Annotated in this window: 13 protein-coding genes; 4 read left to right on the top strand and 9 right to left on the bottom strand. The window is 65.8% G+C overall.

Translation table 11 applies throughout. The annotated features are described in order from the left end of the window. Positions 1-26 precede the first annotated feature (26 nt). Positions 27-1,802 carry a methyl-accepting chemotaxis protein gene (locus AB4Z27_RS14805; protein WP_092295964.1) on the bottom strand — a complete coding sequence of 592 codons (1,776 nt, stop codon included), beginning with the start codon at positions 1,800-1,802 and terminating at the stop codon, positions 27-29. A gap of 567 nt (positions 1,803-2,369) precedes the next feature. On the opposite strand from AB4Z27_RS14805, the gene AB4Z27_RS14800 reads away from it, so the two are divergent. Next, positions 2,370-2,678 (top strand): H-NS histone family protein, encoded by a 309-nt coding sequence (locus AB4Z27_RS14800; RefSeq protein ID WP_092295967.1) that lies wholly within the window; start codon positions 2,370-2,372, stop codon positions 2,676-2,678. A gap of 103 nt (positions 2,679-2,781) precedes the next feature. Here AB4Z27_RS14800 and galE read toward each other — a convergent pair whose 3' ends face one another. Beyond that, positions 2,782-3,801 carry a UDP-glucose 4-epimerase GalE gene (gene galE, locus AB4Z27_RS14795; protein WP_441644682.1) on the bottom strand — a complete coding sequence of 340 codons (1,020 nt, stop codon included), beginning with the start codon at positions 3,799-3,801 and terminating at the stop codon, positions 2,782-2,784. 133 nt (positions 3,802-3,934) lie between these two features. Continuing rightward, entirely contained in the window at positions 3,935-4,984 is a 1,050-nt protein-coding gene (locus AB4Z27_RS14790) for a tyrosine-type recombinase/integrase (protein WP_441644681.1), read from the bottom strand. Between the two features lie 180 nt (positions 4,985-5,164). Here AB4Z27_RS14790 and AB4Z27_RS14785 point away from each other — a divergent pair, with 180 nt between their 5' ends. Beyond that, positions 5,165-5,596, top strand: a complete 432-nt coding sequence (locus AB4Z27_RS14785) for a nuclear transport factor 2 family protein (protein WP_441644680.1) — start codon at positions 5,165-5,167, stop codon at positions 5,594-5,596. A gap of 50 nt (positions 5,597-5,646) precedes the next feature. Next, entirely contained in the window at positions 5,647-6,642 is a 996-nt protein-coding gene (locus AB4Z27_RS14780; protein ID WP_441644679.1) for an NAD(P)H-dependent flavin oxidoreductase, read from the top strand. A 9-nt stretch (positions 6,643-6,651) separates the two neighbouring features. Here the strand turns inward: AB4Z27_RS14780 and AB4Z27_RS14775 are convergent, their stop codons facing one another. Next, complete coding sequence (locus AB4Z27_RS14775) at positions 6,652-7,254, bottom strand: PadR family transcriptional regulator (RefSeq protein ID WP_441644678.1); 603 nt, start codon at positions 7,252-7,254, stop codon at positions 6,652-6,654. 337 nt (positions 7,255-7,591) lie between these two features. Between AB4Z27_RS14775 and AB4Z27_RS14770 the strand changes: the two genes are divergently transcribed. Continuing rightward, positions 7,592-7,807 (top strand): hypothetical protein, encoded by a 216-nt coding sequence (locus tag AB4Z27_RS14770; protein ID WP_092295985.1) that lies wholly within the window; start codon positions 7,592-7,594, stop codon positions 7,805-7,807. Positions 7,808-7,974: 167 nt separating this feature from the next. Here AB4Z27_RS14770 and AB4Z27_RS14765 read toward each other — a convergent pair whose 3' ends face one another. From AB4Z27_RS14765 to AB4Z27_RS14745, 5 genes are all read right to left on the bottom strand, one after another. Beyond that, positions 7,975-8,979, bottom strand: coding sequence for a Bug family tripartite tricarboxylate transporter substrate binding protein (locus AB4Z27_RS14765; protein ID WP_092295988.1), 1,005 nt, complete (start codon positions 8,977-8,979; stop codon positions 7,975-7,977). 103 nt (positions 8,980-9,082) lie between these two features. Continuing rightward, positions 9,083-9,814 (bottom strand): SDR family NAD(P)-dependent oxidoreductase, encoded by a 732-nt coding sequence (locus AB4Z27_RS14760; protein ID WP_092295991.1) that lies wholly within the window; start codon positions 9,812-9,814, stop codon positions 9,083-9,085. A 206-nt stretch (positions 9,815-10,020) separates the two neighbouring features. After that, positions 10,021-11,223: a 3-oxoadipyl-CoA thiolase gene (gene pcaF, locus AB4Z27_RS14755; RefSeq protein ID WP_441592662.1), complete on the bottom strand. Its 1,203-nt coding sequence runs from the start codon at positions 11,221-11,223 to the stop codon at positions 10,021-10,023. A gap of 28 nt (positions 11,224-11,251) precedes the next feature. After that, positions 11,252-11,899, bottom strand: a complete 648-nt coding sequence (locus tag AB4Z27_RS14750) for a 3-oxoacid CoA-transferase subunit B (protein WP_441644677.1) — start codon at positions 11,897-11,899, stop codon at positions 11,252-11,254. Positions 11,900-11,915: 16 nt separating this feature from the next. Further along, on the bottom strand, positions 11,916-12,623 hold the full coding sequence (locus AB4Z27_RS14745) for a 3-oxoacid CoA-transferase subunit A (RefSeq protein ID WP_092296000.1): 708 nt from the start codon (positions 12,621-12,623) through the stop codon (positions 11,916-11,918). Positions 12,624-12,782: the final 159 nt, after the last annotated feature.

Genomic DNA, 12,782 nt, shown 5'->3' with positions numbered 1-12,782 from the left:
GCTTACTTCAAACGATGATTGGGCGATCAGAACGCGGCCCAGTCGTCGTCCGCGCGCGAGGCAGGGGCCGCCCCCGACGCCGACAACTGCGGGCGCACCAGCTGCGACTCGCGTGACTTGCGCACCACCGGCGGCCGTGCGCTGGCGGGGCGGGCGGCAGCGCGTGCCGGGCCCGACGCGGGCGACGACATGGCCAGCTTCGGCGCGGCATGCACCGGGGCCGGCGCGGCGGCGCGACGACCGTCCTCGCCACCCAGCGTGAACACCGACACCACGTTCTTGAGCTTCTGCGCCTGTTCCTCGAGCGCACCGGCGGCAGCCGCCGCTTCCTCGACCAGCGCCGCGTTCTGCTGCGTCACCTGGTCCATCTGGTTCACCGCCTGATTCACCTGCTCGATGCCGGTGGTCTGCTCCTGCGACGCCGCGCCGATCTCGTTCATGATGTCCGTCACGCGACGCACSGCCTGGACGATCTCGCCCATGGTCTGGCCGGCCTCGGCCACCAGACGCGTACCGCTTTCCACGCGCTGGCCCGATTCGCCGATCAGCGTCTCGATTTCCTTGGCGGCGTTGGCGCTGCGCTGCGCCAGGCTGCGCACCTCGCCGGCCACCACGGCAAAGCCACGGCCCTGTTCACCGGCCCGCGCCGCTTCCACGGCGGCATTCAGCGCCAGGATGTTGGTCTGGAAGGCGATGCCTTCAATCACGCCGATGATCTCGACCACCTTGCGCGAGGCGCCGTTGATCTCGTTCATCGTATCCACCACGCGGCCCACCACGTCGCCACCCTTCATGGCGATCTGCGACGCCTCGCCAGCCAGCACGCCAGCCTGGCGCGCGTTGTCGGCGTTCTGGCGCACCACCGTGGTCAGTTCCTCCATGCTCGCCGCGGTCTGCTCCAGCGACGACGCCTGTTCCTCGGTGCGCTGCGACAGGTCGGTGTTGCCGGCGGCAATCTGCTGCGTGGCCGAGGCAATCGAATCGGTACCGCCGCGCACTTCGGCGACGATGCCCGACAGGCTCTCCTGCATCTTCGCCAGCGCCTGCATCATCCGGCCGATCTCGTTCTTCGACATGCTGACGATGCGCGAGGTCAGGTCACCGCGCGCCATGCGCTCGAACACGTCGAGCGCTTCCTCCACCGGGCGCACGATCGCACGTTGCAGCATCACGGCCGCCAGGATGGCAACGACGGTTCCGGCCACAATCAGGACGATCGACAACAGGCGAATGCTCTCAAAACGGGCCTGGGCGCCTTCGAAGCTGCCCTTGGCCACGTTCATCTGGAATTTCTCGAGCTTCTCGTGGGCCGTGGCCATCGTGCGCTGGAGGTCGGGCAGCACGTCGCGGGCCAGGCGCAGGGACTCTTCGCGGTTACCGGCGACCAGCGCCTGCTGGAGCGGCGTCACGCCCTTCTCGAAGAAAGCCTGGCGCGCGACGCCCAGCGGGGTGGCGAGCGCCTTTTCCTCATCGCCCTGGGGCAGCGCCGAATAGCGCTTCCAGCCGGCGTTGGACGACTCGACGAAGATCATGGAGCGGTCCACGTTCTTCTTCATGTCGTCGCTTTCGCTGCCGGGCATGACGCCACGGTCCAGCGCCAGGCGCACGCGGGTGGTGCCCAGCATCGCCTCGCTCAGCGCAAGCGCCGAGGCAAGCTGGTTCGAATAGGTTTCCTTCAGCGCATCATTGGTTTGCGAGATGCCATGCAGCCCGGCCCCGCCCACCAGCAGCAGGATGGCGGTGAGCACGACCATGGCGCCCCGCAAAAGGGTCTTGATCTGAATATCGTTGTGAAAGGACATGATTCGCTGAATGAATAGGAGGAAACCCGGCGCCCTCCCGGCACCGGTCCGGCAGGCGGACACCCCTGGCAGCCTGCTCAAGACACGATAACGGCGCGGTCTCAACCATCCTTGAGGCAACCGGCAAATCGAATTCACTGTGCGGATAAGGCACCCGAGGCAAATGCGCAAAATGCGGTGGCATACACCGCACATATGCCCCGGATGCACTGCACAAAACGGCCGACTCAAACAGGCGAATCGTCTCAAATGCGGCAGAATCCGAAACGCGTCGGCAGGCCAGTTCAGCGTCCGCCGAATATCGCGCCGTTTTGCATCTACGGGCCGCGCGCTGCCGTGCCGAATCGATGGTTATCCTGACCACCCGGGTATTCGCGCTGGCGTTACTCGATTGCCCCGGCAAATGCCGGCGGCGACAGCCCTCCCTGATAAAAGTTCAGGAGATTAAGTGATTTGAGACTTTTCGCAAATTGGCCCCTGGCGCGGAAAARGGATTTGCAGGGCGGGGTGCAGCGGTTATAATGCCCTCGACAATTCGCGGACCCATCTATAAATAGAGGCTTGGAAATGGCGACCTATCAGGAAATCGTTCAGAAAATCAGCGAACTGCAGAAGCAGGCGGAAGAGATCAAGTCGCGCGAGCAGGCGACTGTGATTGCCGATATTCGCGAAAAAATCGAACAATATGGCCTGACCGCCGACGATCTCGGATTTGGCAGCGGCAAGGCCGTGGCCAGCAAGAAGGCCGCGCGCAAGGTGCCGGTGCGCTATCGCGACAGCGCCGGCAATACCTGGACCGGCCGCGGCAAGCGCCCGGGCTGGCTGACCCAGGCCCTGGCCAACGGCAAAACGGTGGAAGATTTCCTGATCCGCTGATCGCCGCGTCACCGCACCAATAAAAAACCGGGCCTTGGCCCGGTTTTTTATTGCGCGTCGGTTATCCCGCTGCCGCAGAAACGGGTACGCACCCCGTCATCGCTCAGCCGGCAAACCCGTTCGGATTCATTGACTGCCAGCGCCACGAGTCCTCACACATGCGGTCGATGTCATGCTGGGCGCGCCAGCCAAGCAGCTCCTGGGCAAGCGCCGGATCGGCATAGCAGGAAGCGATATCGCCGGGCCGCCGCGCCACGATTTCATAAGGAACAGGCCGGCCGCTCGCACGTTCGTAAGCCTTCACCACCTCCAGGACGCTGTAGCCACGGCCGGTGCCAAGGTTCACGGTCATGCCGCGCGGCTGCTCGCGCAAGTATTTCAGCGCAGCCACATGGCCGTCGGCCAGGTCGCAGACGTGGATATAGTCGCGCACGCCGGTGCCATCCACGGTGGGGTAGTCGCCGCCATAGACGCTCAGTTTCTGCCGGCGCCCGCCCGCCACCTGGGCCACATACGGCATCAGGTTGTTGGGAATGCCGCCCGGGTCCTCGCCAATCAGCCCGCTGTCATGGGCACCAACCGGATTGAAATACCGGAGATATCCGATTCGCCAACTCGCATCCGAAATCTCGATATCGCGCAGAATCTGCTCGCCCATCAGCTTGGTCTGGCCGTACGGATTGGTCGCGGACAGCGGAAAATCCTCGAGGATCGGCACGGCATGMGGATTCCCGTAAACCGTGGCCGACGAACTGAATACCAGTTGTTTCACGTTGGCCGACTGCATCGCGGCGCAAAGCGTCAACAATCCGTTGAGATTGTTGCTGTAATACTCGATCGGCTGGCTCACCGACTCGCCCACCGCCTTCAACGCGGCAAAATGGATCGCACCGGAAATCTTGTGTTCGGCGAACAGCTTGTCCAGCAGCGCGCGGTCACGCACGTCGCCTTCGACGAAATTGGGCGTCGCGCCAGTAATCTGCGTCAGGCGATCGACAACTGCACGGTTGCTGTTACAGAGATTATCGATACCGACAACGTTGTAGCCTGCTTCGTGCAGTGCCACCCAAGTGTGGGAAGCAATATAGCCGGTGGCACCGGTCAGCAGTAAGGTCTCAGCCATGGAAAGGATCAGGGTCAGAAATAGGAATTCGGGGGCGATGCCAMGCGCCGGATCGGGCGCATTTGCGCGGGGCGCTCATCATAGCCGGCGCGGGTTACGCCCAACATATCACGGCTGCGTCACAGCGCCATCGTCAAGACGGCTGAGGCGCGGCGGACCGGGTCGGCGGCAGGYCGGCACGTGCCTGCCACGCCTCATAGGCGGCGTGCAGCCGCCAGCCGGACTCCAGATCGCGCATGCCGAGCACCTGGGCCACCTTGGCCGGTGCAGTACCGGCATCGAAGTGCATCGCACCGCACGTATTGCGCAGCGTCTGCGGCGACGCCCGCTCGCGCCGCCCGGCCAGCACGCCGGCCTCTTCTAATAGAAGCTCCACGCGACGGTAGATCGAAGCCGCATGCATCGGCCGGCCATTGGCCATCGCCGGGAAGACCAGTTCGCCGAGCGTGCCGGCGGCCGCGCGCAGCGCCAGCCAGTGGCGCAGCGGCACCTCGGCGAACGGGAACAGCGGCACGGTATAGGCGCGGCCGTTGTCCGGGCGCACCATGCGCAGGGCCAGCGCGGCGCCCTCTCCACCATCGCCAGCCCCTTCCTCCAAGCCGTCGATGGTTTCCACRCGCAGCGCGCGCACCTCTGCCACCTTCAGGCCGCCACCCAGCAGCACGGCGATCAGCGCCACGTCGCGCGCGCGCTTCCACTGCGTAGGCGAAATGCCGCGCGACAGGTCCGGCCGCTCGAGCCCATCGGGCGACAGCACGCGCGCCACCAGCAGATCGCGCTCGCCCGGCAGCAGGAAKGCCGTGGGGTCGTTATCCCCCTCCGTCAGATGATTCTTCACCGCCTGACTCGCGGGATTGTGCAAGTTCTGTTGCMGCAGCGAGAGATGGTGGAACACGCGCTCGATCAGCCGCGCATAACGATAACGATGGCGCTTGTGCAGGTCCTGGGCATCGAGAAACGCGCCGATCTGCCCCGCCGACCACGTCAGCGGCGGCAARCCCTGCTCGCCGGACCAGCGCAGCAGCTTGCCCCACATCGCCCGATAGACGACGGCGGTGCCGTGCCGGAAACCRTGGCTGGCCAGCCAGCCATCGAACGCGCGCTCGGGTTGACGGCGCCAGGCGTCGAGGTCGGCATCGAACAGGGCATCGGGCTGCGGGTCGGCCCCGGAAAGCGTGGTCAAGAGTGCTCCTGGATGACGCGCCGCGAAAAACGGCGATGCGTGCATTGTAGACAACCCGGCACACGAAGCTGCCTGCCGCTTGCAAAACGCCTCCGCGTCGTGATACCTTGCCACTCACTATGCAACCAGTTGCATAGAGCAGATTCCACTACGACTTTCGACGTGATCGGAGGAGACCCGATGCGAAACCTCTCACTCGCGCCCGCCGCGGCGCAATCGCTGGACACGTGGCACACGATGATCGCCACCCACAATATGGACGCGCTCGATAGCGTCGTCGCCGACGAAGTGGTGTTTCGTTCACCCGTGGCGCACACGCCCTACCCRGGCCGCGCCGCCATCCAGCTGGTGCTGACCACGGTGAACGAGGTCTTCGAGGACTTCCGCTACCACCGCAGCTTCGTCGGCGACGACCAGGCGAGCGTGGTGCTCGAATTCAGTGCCAATGTGGCCGRCAAGGCGCTGAAGGGCATCGACATGATCCGTTTCGATGCCACCGGCAAGATCGTCGAATTCGAAGTCATGGTGCGCCCGCTGAGCGCATTGCAGGCGCTGGGCGAGGCCATGGGCGCCCGCCTCGGCGCCCAGAAACACATCTTGCGGGGCGCCTGAGCGACTCGTATTTCCACGCCCCATCTATTAGAGATCAGAGGAATCCCATCATGGCCCTTCCCGCCCTGCTCCAGAACCTGTCACTGCCGGCCGTCTGCTCGCCGCTGTTCATCATTTCCAATCCCGACCTCGTGATCGCCCAGTGCAAGGCCGGCGTGGTCGGCTCGTTCCCGGCGCTGAACGCACGCCCGGCCGAGAAGCTCGAGGTATGGCTGGACCGCATCACCACGGATCTGGCCGAGCACGACGCCAGGCACCCGGACCGTCCGTCCGCCCCGTTCGCGGTGAACCAGATCGTGCACAAGTCCAACGACCGCCTGGAGCACGACCTGGAACTGTGCGTGCGCTACAAGGTGCCCATCGTCATCACCTCGCTCGGCGCGCGCAAGGAAGTCAATGACGCCGTGCATTCCTACGGCGGCATCGTGCTGCATGACGTCATCAACAACACCTTCGCGCGCAAGGCGATCGAGAAGGGCGCGGACGGGCTGGTCGCCGTGGCGGCCGGCGCGGGCGGCCATGCCGGCACACTGTCGCCGTTCGCGCTGCTGCATGAAATCCGGGAATGGTTCGATGGCCCGCTGCTGCTGTCCGGCGCCATCGCCAGTGGCAACGCCGTGCTGGCCGCGCAGGCCGCCGGGGCGGACCTTGCCTATATCGGCTCGGCCTTCATCGCCACCCAGGAAGCGAACGCGCAGGACGCCTACAAGCAGATGATCGTCGACAGCTCGGCGGACGATATCGTCTATTCCAACTTGTTCACGGGCGTACACGGCAATTACCTGCGCAACAGCATCGTGCGCGCGGGGTTGGACCCGGAAGCCCTGCCGACCTCCGATGCCTCGAAGATGAATTTCGGCTCGGCGAGCGTCAAGGCGTGGAAGGACATCTGGGGCGCCGGCCAGGGCGTGGGCGCGATCAAGCGCGTGGTGCCGGCCGGTGAACTGGTGCGTCGATTTGTGGAGGAGTATGCACTCGCTCGCCGTCGCCTCGGTCTGGCCGAAGCCGCCCCGGCCAGCGCGGCCTCCGCGCTCGACGTGGCCTGACGGTAGCAGTTACGTGTTGTCGCTGGCGGCGGGAGCCGCCAGCAGCGGCAGCAGGTCCTTGGCCCACTTCACCCAGTCTTCCTCATAGCGGATGCCGCGCCTGAGCAGCGCATGATGAATCTGCCGCGTGCGGTCGGCCTGCCCGGCCGCGAAGTCCTTCTGCTCGATCTTGAGAAACGTCTCAAGCCGCGCCTCATGCAGCGCGATCAGCCGTGCCATCTCGTCGGCCAGTCCCAGTGGCCCGATTGCAGCATCTGCACGTAGCTTCACCAGAATTTCCTCACGCTGATCGATCCCCAGCCCGGGGGCGAGCACCCAGCGCGCCAGTTCGTCGCGACCAGCCGGCAACACGCGATACACCTTCTTGCGACTCTTCTTCTCCACGCCATCGGCCTCGGCGGGCTCGCCGCCGTTGGTGCCATTGCTCGCGCCATTGCCCTGCTCATCGGCCGCAATCCAGCCGTGATCGGCCATGCGGCCCAGTTCCCGATAGATCTGCTGGTGCGTGGCGTGCCAGAAATAGCCGATGGACYTGTCGAACCGGCGCGCGAGGTCGTAGCCGGAGGACGGCTTTTCGATCAGCGAAATCAACAGGGCGTGCTGGGTAGACATGAGGCGGGATCTGGGTGCGGGAGCCTGGCATGAAGGTTGCGGCCCTGCCCCGCGATGAGCGGGTGAGGTCGCGGCGAAGCTGCCCGGTATGGTAACGCGCAAGTCACGCGGCGTCATGCCGTTAACCCATGGGATACGCGCTTGTTGCGCCCCAGGSATCGGCAATGCGCGCCGGCGTCTATTTATGACAATTTAGTCAATTGTCTCGAAACAGATCTAAAAAAAACGAAATGGCATTTCCCGACCGCTTGCAATACATTCCAGACATTGCCACCCGCATGCGCGCGCCCCTTTGCCGGCCCAACGTTCCGCGTCATGCGTCTCCCGGGAGTTGTCTATGAACGCAAGACCGGAATTCACCGAAGGCTCCGCCGCTGGCGAGGCCGCCGCGCCTGTCCTCGCGGCCCGCGCCCGCGCCGGTTCGGCCCCGATCTACTACCGGCTGCCCGACACGCCGGAAGGGCATCACATCAAGGAATACGCGAGCGGGCTGCGCCAGCTCGTGCGCTTTGTCGGTGTCGAGGAACAAGTGGTCAAGTACAGCCTGGCCTGATTTCCCGCACACCGGCCCGTGTCGGTTGTCTCCTCCTGTCCCTCCGGGACCTGGGATTTCTGCCCGCAACTGGTTTGCGGGCTTTTTCTTGGGCATAAAAAAACCGGCCCATCGGGCCGGTTCCCAGTACTGCTTACTGCGTACTGCGTGCTTCAGTGCTGCAACGATCAGTCCACCGTCGCGCCGGAGGCCTTCACGACCTTGGCCCACTTGGCGGACTCGGACTTCATGAAGGCGGCGAGCTGGGCCGGCTTTTCCGGGTTCGGCTCGGCGCCTTGTTCGGCCATCTGCTTCTTCACTTCCGGCATGGCGAGGATCTTCACCACTTCGGCGTTCAGGCGGTCGACGATCGGCTGCGGCGTGCCGCCCGTGGCGTACAGCGCGAACCACGACGTGGCTTCGTAGCCGGGCACGCCGGCTTCGGCCACCGTCGGCACGTCCGGCAGGGCCGGCGAGCGCTTGCCCGAGGTCACGGCGATGGCGCGCAGCTTGCCGGCCTTCACGTGCGGGTACGACGACGGCATGTTGTCGAACATCAGGCCGATCTGGTTGCCCAGCAGGTCGTTCACGGCCGGGGCGCTGCCCTTGTACGGAATGTGCTGGATGTGCAGGTTGGTCATCGAGTTGAACAGCTCACCCGAGAGGTGCATCGACGAGCCGCTGCCCGACGAGCCGTACGACAGCTTGTCCGGGTTGGCCTTCACGTAGGCGATCAGTTCCTTCACGTTGTGCACCGGCACCTTCGGGTTCACCACGACGATGTTCGGCACCATGGCCACGCGCGTGATCGGCGCGAAATCCTTCACCGGATCGTACGGCAGCTTGGAGTACAGCGACTGGTTGATGGCGTGCGTGCCGATGGTGCCCATGAACAGCGTGTAGCCGTCGCCCGGGGCCTTGGCGGCCAGCGAAGCGCCGATGTTGCCGCCCGCGCCCGGACGGTTGTCCACCACCACGGGCTGGCCCAGGGCCTTGCCCAGCTGCAGGCTGACGATACGCGCCAGGATGTCGGTGGTGCCACCGGCCGAGAACGGCACGATCATCGTGATCGGCTTGGTCGGATAGGTGCCCTGTGCCTGCGCGCCGCCCACGGCGGCAATGCCGGCGGCCAGTGCCACGCCAGCGGCCAGCAGGCGTCTGCGCGCCTTCGAAGGTTGATTGGTCATGCTCATCTTGTGCTCCAGGATTGAAATGCTCGCCAACGGCTGGGATAGGTGCCGCCGGCGCCAAGCTTTGAATCGCTATTTCCGCCCCGTGCCAGGGCGGGCATCTTTCTTATACGGGCGCCACGCCCAGCGTGGTTCCGCCGCAGACGTACAGCACCTGTCCGGTCACGAAACCATTCTCGGGCGAGAGGAAGAAGAGCGAGGCACGCGCCACGTCTTCCGGCGTTCCCATTCGTTTCACGGCGATGCTTGCCAGGATGCGCCGTGTTTGTTCGCTGCCCTCCGGATTGCTCCGGCGGAACAGCTCGGTGGCGATGGGACCCGGTGCCACGGCGTTGACGGTGATGCCGTCGCCGCCCAGCTCCATCGCCAGCGTTCGGGTCATGCCAACCAGCCCGGCCTTGACCGCGGAATACACCACGCGGTCGGGCTTGCCCAGCGCCGCGCGCGAGGCCATGTTGACGATGCGGCCAAAGCCGGCCGCACGCATCGCGGGCAGGCAGGCCTGGGTGAGCAGCATGGTGGCCTGCAGCGTCAGGCCCACTACGTAGTCTAGGTCGGCCGTGGTGGCCGTGTCGGCGGTACCGGGGCGGGTGGCGCCGGCGTTGTTCACCAGCCGCGTCACGGCGAAGCGCGACGTCACCTGCGCCGCCGCCGCGCGCGTGGCGTCGGCGTTGGTCAGGTCGGCCTGGAAGAACGTCATGTTGGGGTGCGACCACGCGGGTTCCGCGTAATCGACATTGACCACCTGGGTCACGCCATCGGCAAGCAGCATTTCGGCGATGGCGCGGCCGATACCAGAACTGGCGCCGGTGATAAGCGTGGCAACGGGAAGGGACATCTCGGTACTCCGTACCGGCAACTTCAGCCGGGTCCGTCAGAAAAAGATGCGGCCAGCCGGCGAGCCCGTCGGCCCGGCCGCATTGCTCTACCTCGTTGGGGAAGAGACACCACTGAAACTTCCCATCCGGGTAAACGGCAGGAAGCGGACGAAACTTGAGGGGCGCCCGGCGCCCCTCAAGCCCGTCAGGACACGTTCAGCAACGGTCAGACGCGTTCGATCACCATGGCGATGCCCTGGCCCACGCCGATGCACATCGTGCACAGCGCGTAGCGGCCGCCGGTGCGATGCAGCTGGTACATCGCCGTGGTCACCAGGCGGGCACCGCTCATGCCGAGCGGGTGGCCCAGCGCGATGGCGCCGCCGTTGGGGTTCACGCGCTTGTCATCGTCGGCGATGCCGAGCTGGCGCAGCACGGCCAGCCCTTGTGCAGCAAACGCCTCATTCAGTTCGATCACGTCGATCTGGTCCAGCGACATGCCCAACTGCTTCATCAGCTTCTGGGTAGCCGGSGCCGGGCCGATGCCCATCACGCGCGGCGCCACGCCGGCAGTCGCCATGCCGACGATGCGGGCACGCGGGGTCAGGCCGTGCTGCTTCAGGCCGGCCTCGCTGGCCAGCAGCAGGGCGCAGGCGCCGTCGTTCACGCCCGAGGCGTTACCGGCGGTGACCGTGCCGTCGGCGCGGACCACGCCGCGGAGCTTGGCCAGCGCTTCCATGCTGGTGGCACGCGGATGTTCGTCGCGCTCCACCACGATGGCGTCGCCCTTCTTCTGCGGAATGGTGACCGCCGTGATTTCCTGGGCCAGCGTGCCGTCGGCCTGGGCGCGGGAAGCCTTCTCCTGGCTGCGCAGCGCCATCAGATCCTGGTCTTCGCGGCTGATCTTGTAGTCGGTGGCGACGTTCTCGGCGGTCTCGGGCATCGAGTCCACGCCGTAGGCGGCACGCATCGCCGGGTTGATGAAGCGCCAGCCGATGGTGGTGTCGAAGATCTGCGCATCGCGCGAGAAGGCCGAGGTGGCCTTGCCCATCACGAACGGGGCGCGGCTCATGCTTTCCACGCCGCCGGCGATCATCAGCGTGGCTTCGCCGGACTTGATGGCGCGCGCGGCCGTGCCGGTGGCGTCCATGCCGGAGCCGCACAGGCGGTTGATGGTGGCGCCGGGCACGGCCTCAGGCAGGCCCGCCAGCAGCGACGACATGCGCGCCACGTTGCGGTTGTCCTCGCCMGCCTGGTTGGCGTTGCCGTAGATCACGTCATCGATGGCGGACCAGTCCAGGTTCGGGTTACGCGCCATCAGGGCGCGCAGCGGCACGGCGCCGAGGTCGTCCGGGCGCACCGCGGACAGGCTGCCGGCATAACGGCCGATGGGGGTACGGATGGCGTCGCAGATGAAAGCGTCAGTCATGTTCTGTCTCACTCGTCTTTGGTATGGGTCAGGCGGCCACGGGYTGCAGCAGCGGCACGCCGGTCAGGCGCTGGAGTTCGTCGAAGCTCAGGCCGTCGACGAGGTCGCGGGCGACCAGACCGTCCGGCGTCACGTCSATGGTCGCCAGGTCGGTGTARATCCGCGTGACGCAGCCGATACCCGTCAGCGGGTAGGTGCACTCGCGCACGACCTTGCTTTCGCCCTGCTTGGTCTGGTGTTCCATCATCACGAACACCTGCTTGGCGCCGATGGCCAGGTCCATCGCACCGCCCACGGCGGGGATGGCGCCCGGCGCGCCGGTGTGCCAGTTGGCCAGGTCGCCGGTCTGCGAGACCTGGAACGCGCCCAGCACGCAGAAGTCGAGGTGACCGCCACGCATCATCGCGAACGAGTCGGCATGGTGGAAGTAGGAGCCGCCGGCCTTGATCGTCACCGGCTGCTTGCCGGCGTTGATCAGGTCGCCGTCTTCCTGGCCGGCCGCGGGCGCGGGGCCCATGCCGAGCAGGCCGTTTTCGCTCTGGAGCAGGATTTCACGGTCGGCCGGCAGGTGGTTGCCCACCAGGGTGGGCAGGCCGATGCCGAGGTTCACCACGGCACCGTCGGGAATGTCTTGGGCCACGCGGGCGGCCATCTGGTCGCGGGTCAGGCGGTTCATTGTGATCTCCTTGGCTTCAGGCGGCTTGATCGGCGTTGGCGGCTTTGGCGGCCTGGGCGGCGCCTTCGATCTTGACCACGCGCTTGACGAACAGGCCCGGCGTGACAATGTGCTCGGGGTCCAGCTCGCCCAGTTCCGCGATGTGGCTCACCTGCACAATGGCGCATTTGGCGGCCATGGCCATGATAGGCCCGAAGTTGCGGGCGGTCTTGCGGTAGGTGAGGTTGCCCCAGCGGTCCGCCGTGTCGGCCTTGATCAGCGCGAAGTCGGCGTGGATCGGCGACTCGAACACATAGCCCTTGCCGTCGATGATGCGGGTTTCCTTGCCTTCGGCCAGCGGGGTGCCGTAGGCGGTGCGGGTGAAGAACCCGCCGATGCCGGCRCCGGCGGCGCGGATGCGCTCGGCCAGGTTGCCCTGCGGCACCAGTTCCAGCTCGATCTCGCCGGCGTGGTAGAGCGAGTCGAACACGTACGAATCCACCTGACGCGGGAACGAACAAATGATCTTGCGCACGCGCTTGGTCTTGAGCAGCGCGGCCAGGCCGGTGTCGCCGTTGCCGGCGTTGTTGTTGACGATGGTGAGGTCGCGTGCGCCTTGTGCGATCAGCGCATCGATCAGCTCGGCCGGCATGCCGGCCATGCCGAAGCCGCCAATCAGGATCGTGGCGCCGTCGTGGATACCGGCCACTGCCGCTTCCACCGAGTCATATAGCTTGTTGATCACTTGCGTTCCAGTACGGAAAAGTCCGGCAGCGAGGGCCGGGACCAGCCGCAAGGGGGCGGCACGCAAAACTGTCTCCGGCGTCATGCAGGACGGGGCGTCCGCGCCGTCTGTCCCATGCCTGGGGCATGGTGGCGGGCGCAGACCGGGTCCAACAATCTT

This window comes from Cupriavidus sp. KB_39, from assembly GCF_052114485.1.
GTDB lineage: Bacteria > Pseudomonadota > Gammaproteobacteria > Burkholderiales > Burkholderiaceae > Cupriavidus.
Note: the sequence above shows the minus strand (reverse complement) of the source record. Positions and strands in the feature narration are given on the sequence as shown.

Bases quoted from the DNA above. Each gene is read 5' to 3' on its own strand.
- AB4Z27_RS14800 (WP_092295967.1), top strand. From the start codon at position 2,370: ATGGCGACCTATCAGGAAATCGTTCAGAAAATCAGCGAACTGCAGAAG.
- AB4Z27_RS14780 (WP_441644679.1), top strand. From the start codon at position 5,647: ATGGCCCTTCCCGCCCTGCTCCAGAACCTGTCACTGCCGGCCGTCTGC.
- AB4Z27_RS14770 (WP_092295985.1), top strand. From the start codon at position 7,592: ATGAACGCAAGACCGGAATTCACCGAAGGCTCCGCCGCTGGCGAGGCC.
- AB4Z27_RS14765 (WP_092295988.1), bottom strand. From the start codon at position 8,979: ATGAGCATGACCAATCAACCTTCGAAGGCGCGCAGACGCCTGCTGGCC.
- AB4Z27_RS14760 (WP_092295991.1), bottom strand. From the start codon at position 9,814: ATGTCCCTTCCCGTTGCCACGCTTATCACCGGCGCCAGTTCTGGTATC.